General features: G+C 61.6%; 15 protein-coding genes and 4 tRNA genes. 14 read left to right on the top strand and 5 right to left on the bottom strand.

Translation table 11 applies throughout. From position 1 onward, the window contains the following. Positions 1–11 precede the first annotated feature (11 nt). Positions 12–2,615 (bottom strand): bifunctional aconitate hydratase 2/2-methylisocitrate dehydratase, encoded by a 2,604-nt coding sequence (gene acnB / locus HXS65_RS05690; RefSeq protein ID WP_077375609.1) that lies wholly within the window; start codon positions 2,613–2,615, stop codon positions 12–14. A 450-nt stretch (positions 2,616–3,065) separates the two neighbouring features. Here acnB and HXS65_RS05685 point away from each other — a divergent pair, with 450 nt between their 5' ends. The 3 genes from HXS65_RS05685 (at position 3,066) to HXS65_RS05675 (ending at position 8,290) form a co-directional block, all read left to right on the top strand. Continuing rightward, the gene (locus HXS65_RS05685) at positions 3,066–3,509 is read left to right on the top strand and encodes a DUF1289 domain-containing protein (protein WP_375782204.1); all 444 of its coding nucleotides are present in this window, start codon (positions 3,066–3,068) and stop codon (positions 3,507–3,509) included. A 70-nt stretch (positions 3,510–3,579) separates the two neighbouring features. Further along, the gene (locus tag HXS65_RS05680; protein ID WP_176493576.1) at positions 3,580–4,281 is read left to right on the top strand and encodes a tRNA-(ms[2]io[6]A)-hydroxylase; all 702 of its coding nucleotides are present in this window, start codon (positions 3,580–3,582) and stop codon (positions 4,279–4,281) included. 94 nt (positions 4,282–4,375) lie between these two features. Continuing rightward, positions 4,376–8,290: an AAA family ATPase gene (locus tag HXS65_RS05675; protein ID WP_176493426.1), complete on the top strand. Its 3,915-nt coding sequence runs from the start codon at positions 4,376–4,378 to the stop codon at positions 8,288–8,290. A 131-nt stretch (positions 8,291–8,421) separates the two neighbouring features. On the opposite strand, the gene HXS65_RS05670 is transcribed toward HXS65_RS05675, so the two are convergent. Both HXS65_RS05670 and HXS65_RS05665 read right to left on the bottom strand, forming a co-directional pair. Beyond that, positions 8,422–9,189 (bottom strand): UDP-2,3-diacylglucosamine diphosphatase, encoded by a 768-nt coding sequence (locus HXS65_RS05670; RefSeq protein ID WP_176493425.1) that lies wholly within the window; start codon positions 9,187–9,189, stop codon positions 8,422–8,424. A gap of 156 nt (positions 9,190–9,345) precedes the next feature. Further along, on the bottom strand, positions 9,346–9,840 hold the full coding sequence (locus HXS65_RS05665; RefSeq protein WP_043331309.1) for a peptidylprolyl isomerase: 495 nt from the start codon (positions 9,838–9,840) through the stop codon (positions 9,346–9,348). 236 nt (positions 9,841–10,076) lie between these two features. Here HXS65_RS05665 and HXS65_RS05660 point away from each other — a divergent pair, with 236 nt between their 5' ends. Further along, a complete protein-coding gene (locus HXS65_RS05660) occupies positions 10,077–11,756 on the top strand; it encodes a glutamine--tRNA ligase/YqeY domain fusion protein (RefSeq protein ID WP_077374771.1) in 1,680 nt (559 codons plus the stop codon). Positions 11,757–11,958: 202 nt separating this feature from the next. Next, positions 11,959–13,341 carry a cysteine--tRNA ligase gene (cysS, locus tag HXS65_RS05655; RefSeq protein WP_077375600.1) on the top strand — a complete coding sequence of 461 codons (1,383 nt, stop codon included), beginning with the start codon at positions 11,959–11,961 and terminating at the stop codon, positions 13,339–13,341. A 104-nt stretch (positions 13,342–13,445) separates the two neighbouring features. Here the strand turns inward: cysS and mtnN are convergent, their stop codons facing one another. Further along, a complete protein-coding gene (mtnN, locus tag HXS65_RS05650) occupies positions 13,446–14,156 on the bottom strand; it encodes a 5'-methylthioadenosine/S-adenosylhomocysteine nucleosidase (protein WP_176493424.1) in 711 nt (236 codons plus the stop codon). 79 nt (positions 14,157–14,235) lie between these two features. Next, positions 14,236–15,105, bottom strand: a complete 870-nt coding sequence (gene folD / locus HXS65_RS05645) for a bifunctional methylenetetrahydrofolate dehydrogenase/methenyltetrahydrofolate cyclohydrolase FolD (protein WP_176493423.1) — start codon at positions 15,103–15,105, stop codon at positions 14,236–14,238. 694 nt (positions 15,106–15,799) lie between these two features. Between folD and HXS65_RS05640 the strand changes: the two genes are divergently transcribed. The 9 genes from HXS65_RS05640 (at position 15,800) to HXS65_RS05600 (ending at position 23,243) form a co-directional block, all read left to right on the top strand. Continuing rightward, positions 15,800–15,876: transfer RNA gene (locus HXS65_RS05640), tRNA-Pro, on the top strand. An 87-nt stretch (positions 15,877–15,963) separates the two neighbouring features. Beyond that, positions 15,964–16,040: transfer RNA gene (locus tag HXS65_RS05635), tRNA-Arg, on the top strand. A 93-nt stretch (positions 16,041–16,133) separates the two neighbouring features. Continuing rightward, positions 16,134–16,208: transfer RNA gene (locus tag HXS65_RS05630), tRNA-His, on the top strand. 68 nt (positions 16,209–16,276) lie between these two features. Further along, positions 16,277–16,351 (top strand) — tRNA-His (locus HXS65_RS05625). A gap of 314 nt (positions 16,352–16,665) precedes the next feature. Continuing rightward, a complete protein-coding gene (tig, locus tag HXS65_RS05620) occupies positions 16,666–18,015 on the top strand; it encodes a trigger factor (RefSeq protein WP_077374765.1) in 1,350 nt (449 codons plus the stop codon). 136 nt (positions 18,016–18,151) lie between these two features. Continuing rightward, entirely contained in the window at positions 18,152–18,772 is a 621-nt protein-coding gene (clpP, locus tag HXS65_RS05615; RefSeq protein ID WP_065392597.1) for an ATP-dependent Clp endopeptidase proteolytic subunit ClpP, read from the top strand. Between the two features lie 84 nt (positions 18,773–18,856). Continuing rightward, positions 18,857–20,149: an ATP-dependent Clp protease ATP-binding subunit ClpX gene (gene clpX, locus HXS65_RS05610; RefSeq protein WP_077374762.1), complete on the top strand. Its 1,293-nt coding sequence runs from the start codon at positions 18,857–18,859 to the stop codon at positions 20,147–20,149. A 234-nt stretch (positions 20,150–20,383) separates the two neighbouring features. Then, complete coding sequence (gene lon / locus HXS65_RS05605) at positions 20,384–22,792, top strand: endopeptidase La (RefSeq protein ID WP_084208104.1); 2,409 nt, start codon at positions 20,384–20,386, stop codon at positions 22,790–22,792. Positions 22,793–22,970: 178 nt separating this feature from the next. Continuing rightward, entirely contained in the window at positions 22,971–23,243 is a 273-nt protein-coding gene (locus tag HXS65_RS05600; RefSeq protein WP_065392603.1) for an HU family DNA-binding protein, read from the top strand. Positions 23,244–23,447 lie beyond the last annotated feature (204 nt).

Here is a 23,447-nt window from a genome sequence, read left to right as displayed (position 1 = left end):
GCCTCGCCTGATCAGGCTTCCTGAGTGACCGGAATCACGTTGGAGGCGGCATTCTGGAACTCTTCGATCTCATGGAAGTTCAGGTAGCGATAGATCTCGCCGGCCATGGCATCGAATTCGCCCATGTAGCCCTGATACTCCTCGACGCTCGGCAGACGACCGATGACCGCGGCGATGGCGGCCAGTTCGGCAGACGCCAGGAAGACGTTGGCGCCGTCGCCCAGACGGTTCGGGAAGTTGCGCGTGGAGGTGGACACCACGGTGGACTTGGCAGCCACACGTGCCTGGTTACCCATGCACAGTGAGCAGCCCGGCATTTCCATGCGCGCGCCGGCACGGCCGTAGATGCCGTAATAGCCTTCGGCGGTCAGCTGGTGCTGGTCCATCTTGGTCGGCGGTGCCAGCCACAGCTTGGTCTTCAGACTACCGGCCGGCTGCTTCTCGAGCAGCTTGCCGGCGGCACGGAAGTGACCGATGTTGGTCATGCACGAGCCGATGAAGACCTCGTCGATCTTCTGGCCGGCCACGTCGGACAGCAGACGCGCATCGTCCGGGTCGTTCGGGGCGCACAGCACCGGCTGATCGATCTCGTCGAGGTCGATCTCGATGATCTCGGCGTATTCCGCGTCCTTGTCGGCACGCATCTGGCTCGGGTTGGCCAGCCACTCTTCCATGCCGGCGATACGACGCTCGATGGTACGGGCATCGCCGTAACCGTTGGCGATCATCCACTTGAGCAGGGTGATGTTGGACGTCAGGTACTCGGTCACGCTCTCGTCGGACAGCGTGATGGTGCAGCCCGCGGCGGAGCGCTCGGCAGAGGCGTCAGACAGCTCGAAGGCCTGCTCTGCGGTGAGATCTTCCAGACCTTCGATTTCCAGAATGCGGCCGGAGAAGGCGTTCTTCTTGTTGGACTTGTCGACGGTCAGCAGGCCCTGCTTGATGGCGTACAGCGGGATGGCGTGGACCAGGTCACGCAGGGTGATGCCCGGGCGACGCTTGCCCTTGAAGCGCACCAGCACGGATTCCGGCATGTCCAGCGGCATCACGCCAGTCGCGGCGGCGAAGGCCACCAGGCCAGAGCCTGCCGGGAAGGAGATGCCCATCGGGAAGCGGGTGTGGGAGTCACCACCGGTACCGACGGTGTCCGGCAGCAGCATGCGGTTCAGCCACGAGTGGATGATGCCGTCACCCGGGCGCAGCGACACGCCGCCGCGGTTCATGATGAAGTCCGGCAGGGTGTGGTGAGTCTCGACATCGACCGGCTTCGGGTAGGCGGCGGTGTGGCAGAAGGACTGCATCACCAGGTCGGCCTGGAAGCCCAGACATGCCAGATCCTTCAACTCGTCGCGAGTCATCGGGCCGGTGGTGTCCTGGGAGCCGACGGTGGTCATCTTCGGCTCGCAGTACATGCCCGGACGCACGCCTTCCATGTTGCAGGCCTTGCCGACCATCTTCTGCGCGAGGGTGAAGCCCTTGCCGGTATCCTTCGGCTGCTCCGGCAGACGGAAGACGTCAGAGGCGTCCAGTCCCAGCTCGGTACGTGCCTTGTCGGTCAGACCGCGACCGATGATCAGCGGGATACGACCGCCAGCACGCACTTCGTCCAGCAGGACCTGCGTCTTGAGGGAGAAGGTGGAGATGACTTCGTCGGTGTCGTGACGGCAGACCTTGCCTTCGTACGGGTAGATGTCGATGACATCGCCCATGGCCATCTTCTCGACGTCCATTTCCACCGGCAGGGCACCGGCATCTTCCATGGTGTTGAAGAAGATCGGCGCGATCTTGTTGCCGAACACGAAGCCGCCAGCGCGCTTGTTGGGCACGTTCGGGATGTCGTCACCGAAGAACCACAGCACGGAGTTGGTGGCGGACTTGCGTGAGGAGCCGGTACCGACCACGTCGCCGACGTAGGCGACCGGGAAGCCCTTGGCCTTCACTTCCTCGATCTGGGCCAGCGGGCCGATGACGCCTTCTTCCTGCGGGATGATGCCATCACGCGGGTTCTTGAGCATCGCGTTGGCGTGCAGCGGGATGTCCGGACGTGACCAGGCGTCAGGTGCCGGGGACAGGTCGTCGGTGTTGGTCTCGCCCGGCACCTTGAAGACGGTCAGGGTGATCTTGTCCGCCAGGGCGGGCTTTGACAGGAACCATTCGGCGTCCGCCCAGGACTGCAGCACGGATTGCGCGACGGTGTTGCCGGCCTTGGCGCGCTCGGCGACATCGTGAAAGGCATCGAACATCAGCAGGGTGTGCTTGAGCTGTTCGCCGGCTTCCTTGGCCATGGACTCGTCGTCCAGCAGCTCGACCAGCGTGGCGATGTTGTAGCCGCCCTGCATGGTGCCGAGCAGCTTGGTGGCGTGGGTCTTGTCGATCAGCGGTGAAGAAGCTTCGCCACGCACGATGGCGGTCAGGAAGCCAGCCTTGACGTAAGCGGCTTCATCGACGCCCGGCGGGATGCGATTGGTGAACAGGTCGAGGATGAACTCTTCTTCACCGGCCTGCGGATTCTTGAGCAGTTCGACCAGATCAGCGGTCTGCTCTGCATTCAGCGGCTTCGCCGGGATGCCCTGCTGGGCGCGTTCTTCAACCTGTTGACGGTAGGCTTCAAGCACGTGGGAGACCCTCATCTGTAATCGTGTCGAGATGCGTGTGCCAGTCGTCACGCGAACCGGCAGAGACATCCCGAGGCTTCTTGCGGGTAATTCAAGCGTCTTATTGCGAGCGAATCAGGCGCTACGGGGCGAACGCGAGTCTACTCAACTTTGTCGACAATGTTAAGGAGCACCCCCGTGCGGGGGCTGAGACTTTGGTCGTCATCCAGGGCACCATTTCGACCTTAACAGCTTGATATTGCATTTCTTTGTCGCGCTTCAGGCATGGCGCGGCTCGCATCGCCCAATGTCGCGTCGAGGTGACTCGAGCCTTGCGGTCTCCGGGCACCGCTGTCGAGCTCAGCAGGCGCACGGTATGATGCTGTTATCCTTTTTCCTGAAATTTCGCCGCAAGCCGAGGGCAGCATGAGCCGTATTCTTTCTCCCTGCGTCGGGGTGTGTTCCACCACGGTGGGTGACAACGTCTGTCGTGGATGCCAGCGCCATGACCAGGAGATCCTCGACTGGTTCGGGTATGACAGTGAGCAGCGCACGCAGCGCATGCGCGAGCTGGATGCGCTGCGCAGTGACGTCGCCGGGCGCTGGCTGTACGTGCATGACGAGGCGGCGCTGGCGGAACAGTTGACGCGCCACCGGATTCGTTTTCGTGAGGATCAGTCGGCGCTGTCACGTGCGGTGGAGCTTCTGCGGGTGGGACGCACCAGGATCCGTGACCTCTCTGCCTATGGCATCACGCCGTGCAGTGGCGGCGAAGAACTTGAGCCGGAACAGCTTTTTTCGCGAATAAACGATGAAATCATGGTGGAAGCGGCAAAGCGGGCCAATAATGAAGTGAGTCCGGCAGGTCATCCTCCTGATGCAACGCAGGATGACGCTGGCAAGAGAAAAGACTGACATGATGGACGATGGCATGACCCTGATGACTGACCGCGAGCGTTTCGCGACGGATGAGCATGACGCTCGGATGGCCCATGAGCTTTCACGCGTCATCAAGGCGCCGCAGGGGCCGAGCAACGAGGATACCGATGCACTGCTGCCGGACTCCCTGCTGGCCTTTCTCGGTTGCCGCACACCGCACGCCTGGGTAGAGGCGGCGCTCGACAATCCTGAGCTGTTGCTGATCGACCACGCGCAGTGCGAGAAGAAGGCGGCCTCCACCGCGATGAGTCTGATGTACCGCTATGTGGACCACCCCTTGCTGCTGAGCAAGATGTCACAGCTGGCTCGAGAGGAGCTTCTGCACTTCGAGCAGGTGGTAGGACTGATGGAAAGGCGTGGAATCGTCTATCGTCATATCAAGGCTTCCCGATATGCAGAAGGGCTGCGTCAGCAGGTGCGCAAGGAAGACCCTCAGCGGCTGGTGGATATCCTGCTGATCGGGGCATTGATCGAAGCGCGGTCCTGCGAGCGATTCGCGCGTCTGATCCCGTATCTTGAGCCCGAGCTTGCAAAGTTCTATCGCACTTTGGTTAAGTCTGAGGGACGCCATTATGAGGATTACCTCATGTTGGCCGAGCGTTACAGCAAGGAACCATTGGAATCCCGTCTTGCGGTACTGCGTGCGGTGGAGAAGGAGCTGATCGAGCGTCCTGATGTCAGCTTCCGTTTCCACAGCGGCATCCCCGTCATGAATCGGGTGGAAAACGCCTCAAGCCAGGTGAGTTGAGGCAGTACAGACACAAGGCAAGGCTCAAGAACAGGGGACCTCCGGCGCCATGGCTGGGCTGGCGTTTCGTTCGCGACTTTGAAATGGATGACACATGACGCAGGAAACATCTGGTCAAGCTCAATTGGCGCTGCTGGGACATTTCCAGCTGACCCTGGGCGATGACACGCTGACGCAGTTCAGCTACGACAAGGTCAAGGCACTGTTGCTGCATCTTCTGCTGCATGATCAGGCCGTCTCGCGGGCGGGGCTGGCAGAGCTGCTATGGCCGGATCAGGGGCTGTCCTCGGGCCGCACCAACCTGCGCCATGCCCTGCATTGCCTGCGTCAGAGCCTGGGGGAGGAGGCCGACAATCTTCTGACGGTCTCACGTCAGACGATCGCGCTGTCGATTCCGGATTACTGGGAGCTGGATCTCGACGAGCTCAACGGCCTGTTGCTGGCGCCGCCCTCGGTGGCGACGCTCAACGAGGTGCTGGGACTCTACCGGGGCGATCTCGTCGAAGAGCTTGCCCTGACCCAGTGCCCGGAATTCCAGCGCTGGATGATCAAGGTGCGCGGCGAATGGCGTCAGCGCGTCATCCAGTATGCCGAGCGAGTACTGGCGACCGATGAGCCGGTCCCGGACGACGTGCTGCGAACCCTGGTGAGCCGCTTCTCCGGATATGGCCCCTTCCATGAACGCCTGGTACGTCAGCTCGCGGAAGATGGTCAGTCGGCTGCGGCGCATGAGCAGTTCAATGCCTTCCTGCAACAGCTGGCACTCTCCGGTCAGCAGCCTGATCCGGGATTCCTGCAGCTGGCCCGTTACTGGTCCGATGGCAAGAGCGAGCAGATGGGCGCGCTCACGCCGCAGGGCGCCATTTCTCGCACGCTGTCGCTGGACAGCGCGCCGCTGCGTGAAGATGAGATCGACCACCGTCAGCTGTCGGTCATGGCGATTCGCCTCAGCGTCAAGGACAGTCATCGCGATCGCGTCTGGGCCCGCGCCAGTCTGACCCTGCAGATCGAGCTGCTGCGCTGGCTGGAGCAGCAATGTCACCACCTGGGCGGTTTCTGGCTGCCGGGTGCCACGGGTGGCGTCGGCCTGGCGTGCTTCGGCACGCATGGCCCGGCCCATCAGCTGGCAGAGCTCGTGGCGCTTTATGAGCACTGCAGCAAGGCGATGCCGGATGAGATCGAGCGGATCTGGGATGGCGAAGGCAAGCCGCCGGTCTTCTCGCTGTCGGCGGGCCTCCACTCCGGGCAGGTCATCTATCTGCCGGAGCGTCAGCTGGCCGACCCGCTTGGCCAGGTGACCCAGTATTCCCTGGAATTGATGACGGCGGCCGAAGGCAGCGAGCTGGTGATTTCCCAGGAGGCCAGTCAGCACATGCCTCCCGCACTGGATCTGCAGCCACGTCTCACGTCACGCCTGTTGGCAGCGGACGGACGGGTGCGTCTGCGCGCGTTGGTCCTGAGCAGCGGCGTGGGGCATCGTGAGGCGTCACTGCCGACACTGATCGGACGTGAAGGCGAGCTGCGCCGTCTGCGCGATGCGCTGGCGCGTGCCAGTATCGGGCTGCGTCAGAGCGTGCTGGTCAGCGGCAACTCCGGCATGGGCAAGTCGGCCCTGATGGTCAACTTCCGGCAGCTCGAACAGAGTCAGGACGTGGGCCTGTGCTGGATGCCGACGACTCGCCTCTCGCAGCTGGAACCCTACAGCGTGGTGCGCACCCTGATGCGCTGGCGCCTCGATGGTCATGTGGATCGTGATGGCGTCGAACAGGTATTTGAATCCTCCGAGGCCTTGCAGGCTCTCGATGAGGACGTGCGTCGCTCCTTCCATGCGGTGCTGGGGACCGCGGAGGAGGCCTCGGAAGATGAATCCCTGATCCAGAGCAGCGAGACGGTCGAGCGTGTGGTGCGTGTGCTGCATCTGGTGATCGAGAAATCGGCAAGCCTGCGCCCGCTGGTGATGATGATCGACGACCTGCAGTGGCTCGATGAACCGTCGCTCAAGGTGCTGGCGGGACTGCAGGCGCGCCTGCCCATCAACATCGGCTTCATGCTGGCGGCCAGTCACAACGGCCGCGACAGCCTTGCCGTCAAGCTCAACTGGGACCAGCATATCTCGCTGGGTCGCCTGGACCCGATGCAGGTCTCGCGTCTGCTGTCGCATCTGTCGCGTCGCTATCGTCTGCATCTCAGCCCGCGCATGCGCAGCCAGCTCATCGAGCGCTGCGATGGTGTGCCGCTCTACCTGCAGGAGATCTGTCGTCGTCTCGACATGGATCGCCGTGAGGGGCGTCCGGTGCAGCTCGACGAGCTGCCCAAGGGCTTGATCGGCCTGCTGTCCAGCCGTATCGACCAGCTGGAAGAAGGCCGCGATGTGGCCCACGCCGCCGCCGTGCTGGGACGTGTCTTCAAGCTGAGCTTCCTGCGCCAGAGCTGCGAATTCGAGGAAGGGCGCCTCAAGCGTTCCATCGAGAGCATGCAGCGCCTGGAGATCATCGAGGCCTGTGGCAACGATAGTGAATTCGACTATCAGTTCACCCACCAGCTGATCCAGGAAGCGGCCTATCTGTCCTGCCCGCGTGACGTGCGTCGCCGCATTCACCTGCAGGTCGTGGCTCTCATCGAGGACAAGCATCCTGCCTGGATCAGCCGTCACCCCGGCTATTTCGCCGTCCATCTGCGCAAGTCACAGAACTTCAGTCGTGCTGCGCGCTATTTCGAGCTGTCGGCACGTGAAGCGCTCAAGATCAGCGCCAACCGTACCGCGCTCAAGATGGCCGACAGTGGTCTGGCGTGTCTTAAGCATGTCGAAGGGCAGGAGGAGCGTGAGGTCAGCCTGCTGACCGTACGCGGCCAGGCCGGCTTCGCGCTGGAAGGGCATGGTTCCCGCATCGCGCACGAGAGCTTCGTGCAGGCGCGCAATCTGCTCAACAGTCCGGCGCTGCTGGAAGATGATGAGCCGGATCTCGAGCAGGCCTTCATCGTGAAGTGGGGACTGTGGGTCGGTTGCAGTGAGCGCCATGCGCATGCGGATGCCTTCGCGCTGGCCTCGGGCCTGAGTGATCTGGCGGAAGAGCTGTCGGATGGCCGTTATCGTCGTCTGGCCGACTATGCGCGGGCACACTGCGAATTCTGGGCCGGTCGCGTACGCGTGGCAGGTGAGCATCTCGATGAGATCGATCCGGTCCACAATCCCATGGTGCTCGAATGGTTGCCGTTCAGTGATCACCCTCAGGTGGCAGCGGCATGTCTGCAGAGCTGGACGTCCTGCCTGCGCTTTGACTACGTGCAGGCCGAGCAGCAGGCCGAGGCGGCCATCCGCATGGCGGAGGCCATCGGTCAGCCGGGCTCGTTGGCCATGGCGTTGATGTTCTCCACCTCGCTCTATCGTCAGCTGGGGCATACCCATCTGGCCACCCAGCGTGCCGAGCGGGCGCTGGAGCTGACCCGCTCCGCGGATCTGCACCTCTGGCACATGGCGGCGCATGGCGTGCTTGGCTGGGCGCGGGCGATGAACGGCGACCGCGACGGGCTCGCGATGCTGCAGTCCAGCATCAACGAGTTCGCCGAGCTGACCGGGCGTGAGCGGCATCAGCGGCCCAATCTCTGGTACATGGATGCCGTGATGGCGCTGGGTGAGCATTCGGCGGCCGAAGAGTACATGGAGAAGGTGCTGCTGGTGGCTCAGGAGCGCAACTCCTTCTATCTGGCAGAGGTCAGCTACCTGGTGGCCGCGTTGCGTGCCGCTCAAGGTCTGCCGAGCGAGAAGGTGCGTTCCTTGATCGAGCAGGGCCTGGCCTACTCCATCGAGCAGGAAAATCCGCATCATGAAGCAATGGGGCTCGCTGCCTGGTTGAGGCTGGTCGATGCGCAGGATACCGAGCGCTGCGAGCGCCTCAAGGCACTGCTGGATGAGCTGCCGGCAACGGATGCACCCGCGGTACTGGGGTGGCATCAGCTGGTGGAGGCGGTGGAAGGGCGTGCGCGTCGCAAGGCGTCCTCGCCGGCCTGATGCGCACGCCCGGCGCTCCGGGCTGAGCAGGCTCTGAAAGGCGCCAGTCGCTTCGCAAGCAGAGTCTGGACAAGGAAAAGCCTCCGTTGCCACTCAAGGCAACGGGGGCTTTTCATGGGCGTTGCAGGCGATCAGCCGTGGGTGATCGCATCACACAATGGCAATGCGAATTCCCGCAGGGTCGGTCCCTGGCCGCAGGCAATGATGTCGAAGGCAGTATTGGGGCGCCAGTCGCCCAGCACGATGCGGCGCGCCGCTTCGCCATCGATCTCGAGTTCATGTACCGCCGGGCGATGGGTGTGGCCGTGGATCAGGGTGCGCACGCCGTGCTCGCGCATCTCGCGAACCACTTCCTCGGGCGTGACGTCCATGATCGCCTCATCCTTCTCGCTGTTGGTCTCGCCGGACTGCATGCGCAGTGACTGGGCCAGGGCCAGTCGCTGCTCCAGCGGCATGGCCAGAATCTGTGCCTGCCACTGAGGGTCGCGCGTCATGGCACGAAACTTCATGTAAGCCTCATCGCGGGTACACATGCTGTCGCCATGCATCAGCAGCACGCGCTCGCCGTCGAGCTCGATCACGCTCGGGTCGGGCAGCAGGGTCACGCCGGCCTCGGCCGCGAAGGTCTCGCCGATGAGGAAGTCGCGATTGCCGTGCATGAAGTAGAGCCTGGTGCCGCGAGCCGAGACGCGCTGCATGGCTTCGCTCATGCGCTGGGTGAAGTCGTCGCGATAATCATCGCCGACCCATACCTCGAAGATATCCCCCAGCAGGTAGAGGCGATCCACCGCAGGTTCGCAGGTCGCCAGGCGCGCCATGTAGTCGAGAAAGCCCTGGGCGATCTCGGGAGTCTCGGGCTGCAGGTGCAGGTCGGAGATGAACAGAGTGGTGGCAGTCATGGTCAGGTCCACGGGTCGGGGCGGGTGTCGTCATGCGCAGCAGGCGACGGAAGAGGCCGAGTGAGAGAGCAACGCAAACCGCCCGGCCTGACGCTCGATATCACGAGGCAAGGCCGGGCGGCAGGTGCGCGGTGAGGCGCGATCAGCGGAAATCGCTTATTCGGTGATTTCGGCGCTGGTGATGATCACGTCTTCTGCCGGCACGTCGGCGTGGCCGTCGCGACGCGTGGTCTTGACCGCCTCGATCTTCTCGACCACGTCCATGCCTTCGACGACCTTGCCGAACACGCAGTAACCCCAGCCCTGGCTGGTCTTGCTGGTGAAGTTCAGGAAGTCGTTGTCATTGACGTTGATGAAGAACTGGGCGCTGGCGGAGTGAGGATCCATGGTACGTGCCATGGCCACGGTGCCGCGGTCGTTCTTGAGGCCATTGTCGGCTTCGTTCTCGATCACGCCGTTGGTCGGCTTCTGGTTGAAGTCGGTGTCAAAGCCACCGCCCTGAACCATGAAACCCGGGATGACGCGGTGGAAAAGGACGTTGCTGTAGTGGCCTTCACGCACGTATTGCTCGAAGTTGGCCGCAGTCTTCGGGGCCTTCTCGTGGTTGAGTTCGAGGGTGATGTCGCCGTAGTTGGTGTGAAGAACGATCATGCGAATTTCCCGGTCATCTGTCTTGCTCAAGTGTCAGGCAGGCGGGGCCTCATGGCATCGCCTGCGGGCGTCGCGCTATAATAGCGGCTTTGTATCCTGAGACGAAAGCCTGAGGGGGCGGCAGGCCCCGGAGACGCACGCCAGCGCGCGTCACGATCGCCTGCTACCCAGTGCCAGTCCCCGTGACGTCCCGGAACACGACGCCCAAGAACCACACAGAGGTGCAGCGAAACTTCATGAGTACCGAGACCCAGAGCGCCCCGAACTTCGTGTTGAACCAGATCCGCGAAGAACTCGACGCCGGCCGCGCCGAAAAGGTTGTCACGCGTTTCCCGCCGGAGCCCAACGGCTTCCTGCACATCGGGCACGCCAAGTCGATCTGTCTGAACTTCGGTCTGGCGCAACAGCTCGGTGGCGACTGTCACCTGCGCTTCGATGACACCAACCCGGCCAAGGAAGAGCAGGCCTATATCGACGCCATCAAGGAAGACGTCGAGTGGTTGGGCTTCGAGTGGGCCGGCAAGGTGCGCTTCGCCTCCGATTATTTTGATCAGCTCTATGCCTGGGCCCAACACCTGGTGCGCGAAGGCAAGGCCTATGTCGATGACCTCTCGCCGGACGAGATCCGTGAATACCGTGGCACGCTCAAGGAGCCGGGACGTCCCAGCCCGTATCGTGAGCGTAGCCCCGAGGAGAATCTCGATCTCCTCGAGCGCATGAAGAAGGGCGAGTTCGGCGAGAGCGAGAAGGTGCTGCGTGCGCGCATCGACATGGCCGCGCCCAACATCAATCTGCGCGACCCGATCCTCTACCGCATCCGTCATGCCAGCCACCATCAGACCGGCGACAAGTGGAAGATCTATCCGTCCTATGATTTCACCCACGGTCAATCCGATGCACTGGAAGGCGTGACGCACTCCATCTGTACGCTGGAGTTTGAAGACCACCGCCCGCTGTACGAGTGGTTCCTCGCCAATCTGCCGGTGCCGAGCACGCCGCGTCAGATCGAGTTCGCGCGTCTGAACCTGGATTACACCGTCACTTCCAAGCGCAAGCTGAAGCTGCTGGTGGATGAAGGCGTGGTCGATGGCTGGGATGATCCGCGCATGCCGACCATCTCCGGCATGCGTCGTCGTGGCTATACCGCGGCTTCCATCCGCAAGTTCTGCGACATGATCGGCGTGAGCCGTGCTGACGGCGGCATGGTCGAGATCGGCATGCTGCACCACGCCATTCGCTCTGACCTGGAAGACAACGCGCTGCGTGCCATGTGCGTGCTCAACCCGCTCAAGGTGGTGCTGACCAACCTGCCGGAAGGCCATGAGGAAGTGTTCGAGGTCCCCGGCCATCCGGCGCGTGATGACATGGGCACGCGTCAGATTCCGTTGACCCGTGAGCTGTGGATCGACGCGGATGACTTCATGGAAGACGCGCCGAAGAAGTTCTTCCGTCTCGCGCCCGAGAAGGAAGTGCGTCTGCGCAACGGTTACGTCATCCGCTGTGATGAAGTGATCAAGGATGACGCCGGCGAGATCGTCGAGCTGCGGTGCAGTGTCGACCTCGATACCCTCGGCAAGAACCCGGAAGGCCGCAAGGTCAAGGGTGTCATCCACTGGGTCAGCGCCGAGCATGCAGTGCCGGTCGAGGTGCGTCAGTACGAGAATCTGTTCCTGGAAGCCGAGCCGGACCGTGACAAGGATGTCGATTTCCTTGAGCACCTCAATCCGCAGTCGCTGAGCATCGTCAAGGGCTTCGGTGAGCCGAGTCTGCGCGATGCCGCGCCGGAAACGCGCTACCAGTTCGAGCGTATCGGCTACTTCGTGGCGGATCGTCATGACTGCGTCGATGGCGCGCTGGTCTTCAACCGCACCGTCAGCCTGAAGGACGGTTGGGCCAAGGCACAGAAGAAGGGGTGATGGTCGGCGGGCTCCCGCGGGAGCCCTGTCGTCACGCTTTCGTGACCTGCTTCACGGCCCGCAGTCTGATCCTGTACCTTCTGTGACGAAGTTGCATGACCGGCCTGCGGGCCGTTCCATTTTGAAAGGCTGACAGCTTTCTGTCAGCAAAGTAGCCAAGGGCGATGACTGAATGATTCCACTCGAAGATGCCGCGAGCACACTGTCCATCTACAGTACCCTGAGCCGGACCAAGGCACCTTTCGTGCCACTGGAAGGCAACAAGGTGCGCATGTACGTCTGTGGCGTGACGGTCTATGACCTCTGTCACATCGGGCATGCGCGTGTGATGGTGGCCTTCGATGTCATCACGCGCTACCTGCGTGCGCGCGGGTATGACGTCACCTACGTGCGCAACATCACCGACATCGACGACAAGATCCTCAAGCGCGCCGACGAGAATGGCGAGGCCTTCGATGCGCTCACCGAGCGCATGATCCAGGCGATGCATGAAGATGAAGGGCGCCTGGGGATTCTGCGTCCTGACCTCGAGCCGCGTGCCACCGCGCACATCGCTGACATCATCGCGATGACCGAGACGCTGATCGACAAGGGCTTTGCCTACGCGGCCAGCAACGGTGATGTCTACTACCGTGTGCGCCGCTTCGAGGGCTACGGCAAGCTCAACAACCGTCAGCTGGACGACATGCAGTCCGGTGCGCGGGTGGAGGTCGAGGAAGCCAAGGAAGATCCGCTCGACTTCGTGCTGTGGAAGGCTGCCAAGCCGGGCGAGGCCAGCTGGCCGTCGCCCTGGGGGGAGGGGCGTCCTGGCTGGCATATCGAGTGCTCCGCGATGTCGACCTGCTGCCTGGGCAACACCTTCGATATCCACGGCGGCGGGCCGGACCTGACCTTCCCCCATCACGAGAACGAGATCGCCCAGTCCGAGGCCGCCACGGGCCAGCAGTACGCCAACGTGTGGATGCATGCCGGCGCGGTGCGTGTCGGTCAGGACAAGATGTCCAAGTCGCTGGGCAACTTCTTCACCATTCGTGACGTGCTGGAGCAGCACAACCCGGAAGTGGTGCGTTACCTGCTGGTGGCCAGCCACTATCGCAGCGCGATCAGCTATGAAGCCAACTCGCTGGATGAGGCGCGTCGCTCGCTGGAGCGCTTCTACAATGCGCTCGAGACTGTCACGCCCGAGCAAGGCGAGGTGTCAGGCGATTGGCGGGCACGCTTCGTGGCCGCCATGGATGACGACTTCAATACGGCGGGTGCGCTGTCGGTGCTGTTCGAGCTGGCACGCGAGCTGAACCGTGCCAAGAAGGAAGCACCGCAGCAGGCGCCGGCGCTGGCCTTCGAGCTGATCTCGCTGGGCGGTCTGCTGGGTCTGTTCGGGCAGGACCCGGCAGTCTTCCTCAAGGGCGATACTGCGGCACTGGCGTTGTCTGAAGACGAGATCCAGGCGCAGATCGAGGCGCGTGCCGCCGCCAAGAAGGCCAAGGATTTCGCGGGGGCGGATCGCATCCGTGACGAGCTGGCCGCACAGGGCATCATCCTCAAGGACTCCCGTGAGGGGACGACCTGGGTGCTGGAAGGCTGATGTCACTGGCGTGATGCGATGTCAGCATGAAAAAACCGCCGTCCCATGAGGGGCGGCGGTTTTTTGTGCGCTGTCGACCAGCACCGCTTTCGAACCGTCTGCGATCAGCTGGCGAGTCGCTTGACCATGGCATCGACCATGCGCGAGGACTGGCGTGCGGCCACGTGCAGGAATTCCTCGAAGGACTGGCTGTTGTTGTCCTTGCCGGCGATGTCGGACAGCGCACGGATGACCACGAACGGCATGTCGTAGAGGTAGCAGGTCTGGGCGATGGCGGCGGCTTCCATCTCGGCGGCCAGCATGCTCGGGAAGCGTGAGCGGGTCAGCGCGACCAGTTCCGGGTCGGACATGAAGATGTCGCCGGTGCAGATCAGGCCTTCACGCGCCTTGATCTCTCCCTGGGCCTCGACGCACTCGCGCGCGACCTTGACCAGCTCAGGGGCTGACGGGTAGGCCGCCGGCATCTGCGGCACCTGTCCGTGCTCATAGCCGAAGACCACGGCATCGACATCGTGATGGCGCACTTCTCTGGAGATGACCACATCGCCGATCTCGAGATCAGACGCGAAACCACCGGCCGAGCCGGTATTGATGATGGCATCCGGCTGGTAGCGCTCGATCATCTGGCAGGCACCGACGGCGGCATTCACCTTGCCGATACCGGATTGCAGCAGCACGATCTTCATTCCGTGCAGCTGGCCGACATGGAAGGTGGAGCCGGCGTGGGTGCTGGTGGTGCTGTCTTCCAGGCGCTCGGCGAGAATGGCCACTTCCTCGGCCATGGCGCCGATGATGCCAAGAGTCTTGAGGGTCATGATGCGATCCTGAGTCAGACGCGATGAAGGCCCGTTCATGTCGGGCCTCCATCACGAGCTAGAGAGAAGGGCGAGGGGGTTACTCGGCGGTGAGGCGCGCGTCGTGCAGCTCGGCGGCGAACAGGGTGTTCTCCAGCAGCGAGGCCACGGTCATCGGGCCTACCCCGCCGGGGACCGGCGTGATCCAGCCGGCGCGCTCCGCGGCTGGCGCGAATTCCACATCGCCGACCAGCGAACCGTCCTCGAGACGATTGATGCCCACATCGATGACGATGGCGCCGTCCTTGATCCACTCCCCCTTGACCAGGCCCGGCTTGCCCACGCCGACCACGACCAGATCCGCCTGGCGGACCTTGCTCTCAAGGTCCTTGGTGAAGCGGTGGCAGACGGTGGTGGTGCAGCCAGCCAGCATCAGCTCCAGCGCCATCGGACGGCCGACGATGTTGGACGCGCCGACGATGGTGGCGTCCATGCCGCGCACCTGCAGGCCGCTCTCGGACAGCAGCGTCATGATGCCCTTGGGCGTGCAGGGACGCATCACCGGCAGGCGCTGTGCCAGACGACCGAGGTTGTAGGGATGGAAGCCGTCCACATCCTTGTCGGTGCGGATCCGTTCGAGGATCGGGCGTGAGTCGAGGTGCTCCGGCAGCGGCAGCTGGACCAGGATGCCATCAATGCTGGCATCGTCATTCAGCGAGTCGACCAGGGCTTCAAGTTCCTGTTGGGTCGTGTCAGCAGGCAGACGGTGCTGGGTGGAGTGGATGCCTGCCTTCTCGCAAGCGCGGTGCTTGTTGCGGACATAGACCTCGGATGCCGCGTCTTCGCCGACCAGCACGACGGCAAGCCCCGGGATTCGTTCACCGGCATCGCGGCGCGCTTCGACCTGGCGGCCGACCTGTTGGCGTACGCGTTCGGCAATGGCCTTGCCATCAATCAGTTGTGCTGCCATCAGCGATCATTCCTTCTCATAGGCAAAAATGCAGGAGGGGAGAAACCGGGGACAATTTTCGCATGCCCTGTCTGGCAGTCAACGCCGAATGACGACCTTGGTCGAAAGCAGATGCAAGTATCGCCTCTTTTGGAGGCATCTCGTGGGCAGGCAGCGGTGCTGATTGCCCACGAGTCTGGAACTCGACGTCGTGAGACCACAGCTGTCGGTTCTCTCAGCCAGTTCTCTCAGCCAGTTCTCTCTGTCAGACCTTTCTGTCAGTTTTCCAAGGATCCGTCAGACGAGGCGTTCGCGAGATGCCTGATCGGGGAAGAGAAATAGAAAGAGGTAGAGGTAGAGGTAGAGGTAGAGGTAGAAGTAGAAGTAGAAGGGACGATCGACGTGATCAGCTTCGAGGAGAAGGAGAAGGAGAAGGAGAAGCTCAGACCCGATGGTCGGGCCACGGATGCCGCTCAGTGGAAGTGAGTCGTCACTGATCTCGCCCGGTGCCAGGGTAGGGGCGAGAGTGAGGTGCCCGTATGGCGGTGGTAGCGCACCCCGCGTGTATCACTGGATGCTGACATGACAGTGGCGTGACAGCAGGAAGGGAAACGATTCTTTTGGAAAGAATTCACGTAAGGGCTTGACCGCAGACGAAAGTTCGGTAGAATACGCCTCGCATCGACGGGGTTCGACGGTCGGTTGAAGACGGTTTCGGGATATAGCGCAGTCTGGTAGCGCGCCTGCTTTGGGAGCAGGATGTCGGGGGTTCGAATCCCTCTATCCCGACCATTTGAATGCAGCACCTCGCAAGACTTCGGTCTTTCGAGACGCGCATTCAAGGCTTTGTCCGGAGGTTGACTCGCAGCATCAGTTTCTGCGCCTATAGCTCAACCGGATAGAGCAACGGCCTTCTAAGCCGTAGGTTGCAGGTTCGAGTCCTGCTGGGCGTGCCATCACGATAGCGATTGTTGTCATGATGGGAATCGGATTGCTCTTCATTGAGCCTGATGATGGCGACCAGACGATGTGAAGGTGTTCATGCAGTGGTGGGTGTAGCTCAGTGGTAGAGCCCCGGATTGTGACTCCGGTGGTCGTGGGTTCGAACCCCATCATCCACCCCATTGCATGTCAGCTTGAGCAGTATCAACGAGATGGAGACGGCAGGCTTTCTGTCCAATCTCCAGAAGTGGTGGGTGTAGCTCAGTGGTAGAGCCCCGGATTGTGACTCCGGTGGTCGTGGGTTCGAACCCCATCATCCACCCCACGTCTCGATGAATATCAGGATGCTGCCTGTCCCGCTTGGGCGGGCGGCATGCCGCAAAAGGGGGAGAAGGCCAATGGCTTTCTCCCCCTTTTTTCGTGTTTTTTCGCACTGCTTCGTCTGCGATCTGACCGGGTTGACGGGCGCTCCATGCGCCTGTCAGGCGGGAGGACGGAGCAGAAAAAGGCCTGGCTCCTTGAATATCTTGGACCAAGGCACCATATGGCAGGTCATATCCGCGCTTGCCAGCGCGTGGCGGGGTTTCTACAATCTTCGCCTTTATGATTCGAACGCCACCAGTGGGTAGAGGAACTTTCATGCAAGCTTCTGTCGCAACGACTTCTCCGATCGAGCGCAAGGTCACCATCACGGTGCCGGCTTCTGAAGTCGACCAGGCCGTCAACGCCCGTCTTCTGGAAACCGCCAAGACCGTTCGTCTGAACGGCTTCCGCAAGGGCCACGTGCCGATGGCAGTGGTGCAACAGCGTTACGGCAAGGACGTGCGCAACGAGATCGTTGGCGAGATCATGCGCCAGCATTACGTGACCGCCGTCACCGAAAACGAACTGAACCCGGCTGGCTGGCCGAAGATCGATGCCACCGTCGATGAAGCCGGCAAGGATCTGGAGTTCGTCGCGACTCTGGAAATCTACCCGGAAATCGAACTGAAGCCGATCGAAGGCGCTGAAATCGAGCGTCCGCAGGCCGAAGTGACCGACGCCGACGTCGAAGAGATGATCGAGACCCTGCGCAAGCAGAATGCCTCCTGGACCGACGTCGAGCGCGCTGCCGCTGACGGCGACCAGGTCAAGATCGATTTCGAAGGCTTCCTCGGTGAAGAAGCCTTTGAAGGCGGCAGCGCTGAAGGCCACGAGCTGGTGCTGGGTTCCAACAGCTTCATCCCGGGCTTCGAAGAGCAGCTGGTCGGTGCTTCTGCTGGCGACGACAAGGAAATCAAGGTTTCCTTCCCGGCTGACTACCAGGCCGAGCACCTCGCCGGTCAGGAAGCGACCTTCAAGGTCAAGGTCCACGCCGTCAAGGCTCAGGAACTGCCGGAAGTGAACGAAGAGTTCATCGCCCAGTTCGGCCTGGAAGCTGCCGATGTCGAAAGCTTCAAGGTGGAAGTGAAGAAGAACATGCAGCGCGAGCTGAAGAACGCGATCGAGAATCGCGTCAAGCAGCAGGTGCTGGCTGAGCTGACCAAGGCCAATGACATCCTCGTTCCGCAGGCACTGGCGGATCAGGAAATCGACGGCCTGAAGCGTCAGGCAGCACAGCAGTTCGGTCTGGGCGAAGACTTCGACGTCTCCCAGCTGCCGGGTGAGCTGTTCCAGGACCAGGCCGTCCAGCGCGTCAAGACTGGCCTGCTGCTCAGCGAAGTCGTCAGCAGCAACGAGATGGACGTCAGCGACGAAGAGCTCAACGCTCGCGTTGAAGAAATGGCCCAGCAGTATCAGGATCCGGCTCAGGTCACCGAGTACTATGGTTCCAACGAACAGGCTCGCAACCAGCTCAAGTCCGTCCTGCTCGAAGAGAAGGCCGTTGACAAGCTGCTGACACAGGCTCAGGTTAAGGACGTTACCATGTCCTACCAGGAAGCCCTGCAGGCAGCACAGCAGCAGGAAGAAGCCGAAGAAGAAGCGGCAGAAGCAGAAGAGCAGGCCTGATACCTGTCTGCTGACCTAGCGTGCTGACTTTCTGCATGTGATTCCAGGACCCGGCTACGGCCGGGTCTCTGGTCAGTGGGCAGGGTAAAGTGGCATGCTCAATGGATATCAATGTCATCGGATGAAGGAAGCCCCCATGAACGACTTCGACATCAAGAATGCAGGCGGTCTGGTTCCGATGGTTGTCGAGCAGAATGCTCGCGGCGAACGGGCCTATGACATCTATTCCCGCCTGCTGAAGGAACGGGTGATCTTCCTTGTGGGCCCGGTTGAGGATTACATGGCCAATCTGGTCGTGGCTCAGCTGTTGTTCCTCGAGTCTGAAAACCCGGACAAGGACATCCATCTGTACATCAACTCGCCGGGTGGCTCCGTGACTGCAGGGATGGCGATCTACGACACCATGCAGTTCATCAAGCCCGACGTGTCCACCGTATGCATCGGCCAGGCGGCCAGCATGGGGGCACTGTTGCTGGCAGGCGGTGCCGCTGACAAGCGTTACGCGCTGCCCAATTCTCGTGTGATGATTCACCAGCCGCTGGGTGGCTACCAGGGCCAGGCAACGGACATCGAGATCCACACCAAGGAAATCCTGACCATTCGCGAGAAGCTGAACCGCATTCTCGCGCACCATACGGGTCAGGACTTCGACACCATCGCCAACGATACGGACCGTGACAACTTCATGGCCGCCAATCAGGCGATGGAGTACGGCCTGATCGACGCCGTGCTGGAACGCCGTCCGGACGTGGAATGATCCACGCACACGGCTGACCTGACGTCGGTAAACATGCATTTCCGGTGACTCCCCGGGGAGTCACCGCCATTGAGAGGTACGCGAATGGCTGACGGCAAAGGCAAGGACGAGAACGGCAAACTGCTGTACTGCTCCTTCTGTGGCAAGAATCAGAATGAAGTGCGCAAGCTGATCGCGGGACCTTCCGTCTACATCTGCGACGAATGTGTCGATCTGTGCAATGACATCATTCGCGAAGAGGTCCTCGAAGCCGACGCCGAAGGTGATGATGATCGCCTGCCGGCGCCGCGTGAGATTCGCTCGACTCTCGACGACTACGTGATCGGTCAGGACCGCGCCAAGCGCGTGTTGTCCGTCGCGGTGTACAACCACTACAAGCGTCTGCGTGCCGGTCAGAAGGCAGCGGACGAAGTGGAGCTGGGCAAGTCCAACATTCTGCTCATCGGCCCGACCGGTAGCGGCAAGACGCTGCTGGCCGAGACGCTGGCACGCCTGTTGAACGTTCCCTTCACCATCGCGGATGCGACCACCCTGACCGAAGCGGGTTACGTCGGTGAGGATGTCGAGAACATCATCCAGAAGCTGTTGCAGAAGTGCGATTACGATGTCGAGAAGGCCGAACGCGGCATTGTCTACATCGATGAGATCGACAAGATCTCCCGCAAGTCTGACAACCCTTCCATCACCCGTGATGTCTCGGGTGAAGGTGTGCAGCAGGCACTGCTGAAGCTGATCGAGGGCACCACTGCCTCGGTGCCGCCGCAGGGCGGGCGCAAGCATCCTCAGCAGGAGTTCCTGCAGGTCAACACGGCCAACATCCTGTTCATCGTCGGCGGTGCATTCGCCGGTCTGGACAAGGTGATCCGTGAGCGCGCCGAGAAGGGGGGCATCGGCTTCAATGCCGAGGTCAAGAGCAAGCAGGACGAGAAGACGGTTGGTCGCGTACTGGCGGATGTCGAGCCGAGCGATCTGGTCAAGTTCGGTCTCATCCCCGAGTTCGTCGGGCGTCTGCCGGTCATCGCGACATTGACCGAGCTGGACGAGGACGCGCTGGTACAGATCCTGACCGAGCCGAAGAACTCGCTGGTCAAGCAGTACTCGCGCCTGTTCGAGATGGAAGATGTCGAGCTGGACCTGCGTGAAGACGCACTGCGTGCCGTGGCTCGCAAGGCCATCGAGCGTCGTACCGGCGCACGTGGTCTGCGCTCGATTCTCGAGGGCGTGCTGCTCGATACCATGTATGACATTCCCTCGGAAGAGAATGTCAGCAAGGTGGTAGTGGATGAGTCAGTGATTGCCGGCGACAGCAAGCCGCTGCTGATCTACTCCCAGAGCGAAGAGAAGAGTCAGGGCAAGGTGGCCGGCAAGGACGGCTGAAGCGTCCAGGCCTGAGTCGCACCAACGGGGGGCCGCAAGGCCCCCCGTTGCGTTTGCCTTCGTCACTCGCCTCTCTGGCAATGTTCCTCATGACTCGCGTGCGGCTTCATTCAGCGTTGAGTTACCGCCCATGCGTCTCAGGATCATTGCAAAATCATGACCTTGCCCCCATGGTCTCTGTATCAGAGAGCCGTGTGAGGCGGCCCACCCACAGAATACCGAGGAACGTCTGCCATGGAGCAGAACGATGATCAGACCCTGACACTTCCGCTGCTGCCGCTGCGGGATGTGGTGGTCTATCCCCAGATGGTGATTCCGCTGTTCGTCGGCCGGGAAAAGTCGATCCAGGCCCTCGAAGTGGCCATGGAAGGCGACAAGAAGATCCTGCTTGCGGCACAGCGTGAAGCCAGCCAGGACGACCCGACTGCCGAGGATCTCTTCGCGATCGGGACCGTCGCCGACATCATGCAGTTGCTCAAGCTTCCCGATGGCACCGTCAAGGTGCTCATCGAGGGCAGCTCACGCGCCGATATCCAGGCGATTCGTCTGCATGACGACGGTCACAGCATCGCCGATGTCGTGCTGCGTGACAGCCAGCCGCTGTCCGAGCGCGAGCAGGAGACCCTGGTACGCGTTCTGCTCAACCAGTTCGAGCAGTACGTCAAGCTGTCCAAGAAGGTGCCCAATGAAGTGCTGGGCAGCCTGCAGGGCATCGAGGACCCGAGTCGCCTGGTGGATACCATCAGTGCCCACCTGTCACTGGGCATCGATGACAAGCAGGCGCTGCTCGAGATGGACAAGGTGCGCGACCGCATCGAGCACCTGATGACGCTGATCGAAGCCGAGATCGACCTGCTGCAGGTCGAGAAGCGCATTCGTACCCGCGTCAAGGAGCAGATGGAGAAGTCGCAGCGCGAGTACTATCTCAATGAGCAGATGAAGGCCATCCAGAAGGAAATGGGTGAGCTGGATGACGTGCCCAATGAGGTCGAGCAGTATGAGCGTCGCATCAAGGACGCCGGCATGCCCAAGGACGCCGAGGAAAAGGCCAATCAGGAGCTCAACAAGCTCAAGATGATGGGCCCGACGTCCGCCGAGGCGACCGTGGTGCGCACCTACCTGGACTGGCTGTGCGATGTGCCGTGGAAGAAGCGCACCCGCGTGCGTCATGACATTGATCACGCCGCCAGGGTGCTCGATGAGGACCATTACGGTCTCGACGAGGTCAAGGAACGCATCCTCGAGTATCTCGCCGTGCAGAAGCGCGTCAAGAAGCTCAAGGGGCCGGTGCTGTGTCTGGTAGGACCGCCGGGTGTCGGCAAGACGTCGCTGGGCAAGTCCATCGCCCGCGCCACCAATCGCCAGTACACTCGCATGGCGCTGGGTGGCGTGCGGGATGAATCCGAGATCCGTGGCCACCGTCGCACCTACATCGGCGCCCTGCCGGGCAAGATCATCCAGCGCATGACCAAGACCGGCGTCAAGAATCCGCTGGTGCTGCTCGACGAGATCGACAAGCTGGGCATGGATCACCGTGGTGATCCGGCCTCGGCGCTGCTTGAGGTGCTGGACCCGGAGCAGAACGACAAGTTCGCCGATCACTACCTCGAACTGGATTACGATCTGTCCGAGACCCTGTTCATCTGTACCTCGAACTCGATGAACATTCCGGGGCCGCTGCGTGATCGCATGGAGATCATCCGTCTGCCGGGGTACACCGAAGACGAGAAGCTGGCCATCGCGATGCGCTACCTGGCCCCCAAGCAGCTCAAGGCCAATGGCCTGAAGCCGGGCGAGCTGACCTTCAGTGAAGCCTCCGTGCTCGAGCTGATTCGTTACTATTCGCGTGAAGCCGGTGTGCGTGAGCTGGAACGCCAGATCGCCAAGGTCTGCCGCAAGATCGTGCGCGAGCGCGTGGTCGCCGAGGCCAAGGAAGGTGCGCTGTCTTCCATGCACCTCGAGGCCGAGCAGGTCGAGCATTACGCGGGTGTCCGCAAGTACAGCTTCGGTCTCGCGGATGCCGAGGACCAGATCGGGCGCGTGACGGGCCTGGCCTGGACGTCCGTCGGCGGTGAGCTGCTGACCATCGAGTCGGTGGTCACGCCCGGCAAGGGCCGTGTCAGCAAAACGGGCTCGCTGGGCGACGTGATGAAGGAGTCGGTCAGTGCAGCGCATACCGTCGTGCGCGCACGCGCCGAGTCCTTCGGTATCGAGGCTGAACGCTTCGAGAAGGAAGACCTGCACATTCACGTGCCGGAAGGTGCCACGCCGAAGGACGGCCCCAGTGCGGGGGCTGCCATGGTCACCGCGATGGTGTCCGCTTACTGTGGGCGCCCCGTGCGCTGTGATGTGGCGATGACCGGTGAGGTCAACCTGCGCGGCGAAGTCATGCCGATCGGCGGCCTCAAGGAGAAATTGCTGGCAGCGCGACGCGGTGGTATAAAGCTCGTATTGATTCCCGAAGAGAATCGCCGTGATCTCAAGGAGGTCCCGGACACCATCAAGGATGCATTGGACATTCGCCCCGTGCGTTGGATCGATGAAGTTCTTGAGGTGGCTCTGGCGGAAAAGTCTTCAAGTGAGCCGGATGAATCTCGACAGGACGATGCCAGTGGTCGTCAGTCAGTCATCAGTACACATTGATGGATATTTCTGGCCATGCCGTTGTCGAAACGGCGGCGTGGTGCGGTTTTGCGCGTGAGGTTGCTTGACAGTCGTTTGAGGGCGTTGCTATAAACTCCGCTTCGTCGCGATCGCGTTTAGCACCCGTAATTTTCGCGCTGATTTCTGGTAATTTTTTTGCAAATTCAAGGGGTGAAGAGTGAATAAATCCGAGCTGATCGAAGCCATTGCTGCATCTGCCGATATTCCGAAAGCAGCAGCTAGCCGTGCACTCGATGCGATGGTCGACACCGTCACTGATAGCCTGAAGAAAGGTGAGACCGTGGCACTGGTCGGGTTCGGCACCTTTACTGTCAAGGAGCGCGCTGCTCGTACTGGCCGTAACCCGCAGACTGGCGATCCGATCGAAATCAGTGCTGCCAAGGTGCCGAGCTTCAAGGCTGGCAAGGCACTGAAAGACGCCGTCAACTGAGGTCTGCCTGCTCTTGCAGGTACCCGGTGACGTGGTGCCGCCCTGTCAGGACGTCGTTGTCTGTCAGGTCGGCACCAGGAAATCGAAGCGCATCGCCTGGCGATGCGCTTTTTTTGTGACTGATATCATGGGCAATCTGCGGTGACCCTGCTTCTGCCGCTACCAAAGGCACCTGCATCTGTCGGCGTCATGCGTATAATCAAC

This window comes from Cobetia sp. 5-25-4-2 (assembly GCF_013374075.1).
GTDB lineage: Bacteria > Pseudomonadota > Gammaproteobacteria > Pseudomonadales > Halomonadaceae > Cobetia > Cobetia marina.
This window is presented reverse-complemented; position numbering and strand designations above follow the sequence as displayed.